Consider the following 2,559-nt stretch of genomic DNA (forward strand, 5'->3'; position numbering starts at 1 on the left):
TCAGAGAAACCGATTAATTTCTCTTGCTAACGAATAAATTTTCAGGGGATTAAATTTTATTAAATTTGAAGTTAGTAAGAATTCTCCGTTTAATGCGCTGCTAAAAGGCAGGCCAGATAACGGGATAAAATACAGTCGGATCAAAGCTCGATTTATTAAGTGGCGTCTAGGTTGAGAAATCAATCCGATCAGAATTCTAGAGATAGGACATGTTGGAAGACAGACTGATTGAGCATAAGCTACCCCGAATACAATAATTTCTAAAAGGAATGTAAATGCCCCCGTTCCGACTTTTTTACTTACCTTTTCCCCAACTTTTTTTGAGAAAAGGAATTTATATCTTTTTTTGAAAAGAAACTGCCTTTAAACGACGATTTCGTTATCTATAATTGGCAAATAGAAAAGCGGTTCGCGCTTTAAATGAAAACCTTTTAGGTTTTTTAGAGAAGAAAAAGAGGGACAGCATGTAAGATGGATCGTGAGCTCAATAAAATCGGGACTGCAGAACTGATTTTCAGGACGAAAAAATCTAGAATTCGGATCGAAAAACCTGGCCGGCAAATAAGAATGAAAGGGGTCTTTTAAGCCGATCGGAAAGTGAAATAAAAAACGGACTGGAAAACTGATTTTCAAGACGGAATTACAGATCGAAAGATGTACAAGATACTGTCAAAAGAAAACTTATAGACCGACAGTGCTCTTTAAGGACAGACTTCCAAGACCGTAAGAAAAGTAGATGTTTTGGAAATGAAAGATAAAATGACTTTCTTGGGCACATTAAGGTAAAATCTAAAAAAAGGAAAAGGAGTTCAACGGACCGGTCTGAAAACGGAAATTTGGTCCAAAAATATTATTCGGAAAAAATTAGAAAACTGAAGAAAAAAGGAACAACACGGATACTAACAATAGGTATGAATTCATGGCCCCGCGAGGCCAACTGGGCAGTCAAAAACTCGCTTCATTCATGGGGCATAAAAAATAGTGGACAAAATATAAAGCCGACCTAAAGGAACCCTAAAAGAAAACCAAAAAAGCATTAAACAAAAGCATAGATGGAATGCTACAATTGTAATTACCCGAAAAGTGGAAAATACTGCTCCAATTGTGGACGAGCGATTCAGTTAAGAAGAATTGACGGCAAATACATTATCCAAGAAATTGGCAGTGTGCTAAGTTTCAAAAAAGGCATACTATTTACAATAAAAGAGTTGTTAATTAGGCCTGGCCAAAATATTAAAGCATTCATTCTTGAAGACAGGCATAGGCTCGTAAAACCAGTAATTTTTGTAGTATTCTGTTCCTTCATCTATACATTTCTTCACCAATTACTGGACTTCGAAGATGGATACAGCAATCAAATTTCTGGCTCTAAGACATCAACAGCAATAGCAATAATTGAGGGGCTTTTTAGGAACTATGGGTATGCTAATATCTTGATGGCAATTTTTGTAGTTCCTTGGGTTAAAATCCTTTTTCGAAAACACAATTATAACTTCTTTGAAATCCTCATTTTGATATGGTTCGTGTTCGGAATGGTAATGATCATATCCTCCTTTTTTGGACTCATAGAAGCACTGACAGGCTTAGGGTTATTGTATTTCGGTGGTTTCCTCAGTTTTATTTATGTATCGTGGGCAATAGGACAATTTTTTGATCAAAGAAAAATAGTAAACTATTTTAAAGGATTGTTATCCTTGGTTTTAGGGTTAATTTCTGCCGCTATCATAGCAATTTTGCTTGGAAGGGTTGTTGACTTAATTATAAAATATTAAAGCAGCTAACAAACAATAAGTTCAATGAGCAAACGCGGGTATCTACCATTTTTGGCGTGAAAAAGCCATCTTGGAGCTATTAAGGTGAGTAATGCTCACTGAGCATATTTGGACCGTTAATGGCAACTCCCTATATCAGGGAAACCGATTAATTTCTCTAGCCAACGGGCAAATTTTTAGGGGGTTAAAATCTAATGTTAGTCAGAATTAAACAAACTCAATTGAATGGAAAAAAGAATTAATGATATAGTTGACAAAGCGCAGTCTTTGGAATCATCTAAGAGTTGGCTACAAAGATTAAAGGAGGAAAGCTGGGAGGCTGAATTATTAGCATCAACTATTTCTATTTTTGGTACTTTTAAAATGTTCAATTTAATAAATTGGTCGACAAATATGTTTATTGATTTGTTGAACCCAAGTCAATATTTGATAGCTTTTTTTATCGTTTATTTTGGACTTTTAGCAATAAGTGTTCTAATATCTATGTTCGTTATTCATTTTTTTCTACGAGCATACTGGATCGGTTTAGTTGGTTTGGATTCTGTATTTCCAGATTATAGTATTACGGATAGCGCTTATCCTAAAATTTATACGGAAAAAATGCTTTCGATACTACCTAAATTAAAAGATTCCATCCAAAAAGTAGACGAATTATGTAGTGTTATTTTTTCTGCTGCATTTACTTTTTTACTTATATATATGTATTTAGCTCTATTTGTTAGTATATATTTATTGATTTTTAATTTACTTTCTGATTATGTCCAACCCTATATTCTTTTAATACCAG

The 2,559-nt window shown here is 34.2% G+C and carries 2 protein-coding genes; both read left to right on the forward strand.

Features of this window, described 5'->3' with window-relative positions; genetic code table 11:
• Positions 1 to 1,052 precede the first annotated feature (1,052 nt).
• The gene (locus tag E1171_RS02960; RefSeq protein ID WP_155203929.1) at positions 1,053 to 1,772 is read left to right on the forward strand and encodes a DUF3667 domain-containing protein; all 720 of its coding nucleotides are present in this window, start codon (positions 1,053 to 1,055) and stop codon (positions 1,770 to 1,772) included.
• Positions 1,773 to 1,997: 225 nt separating this feature from the next.
• On the forward strand, positions 1,998 to 2,559 hold a 562-nt coding region (locus tag E1171_RS02965), incomplete at its 3' end, for a hypothetical protein (RefSeq protein ID WP_155203931.1).

The sequence above is a fragment of the Xanthovirga aplysinae genome, assembly GCF_009711365.1.
Taxonomy (GTDB): domain Bacteria; phylum Bacteroidota; class Bacteroidia; order Cytophagales; family Cyclobacteriaceae; genus Xanthovirga; species Xanthovirga aplysinae.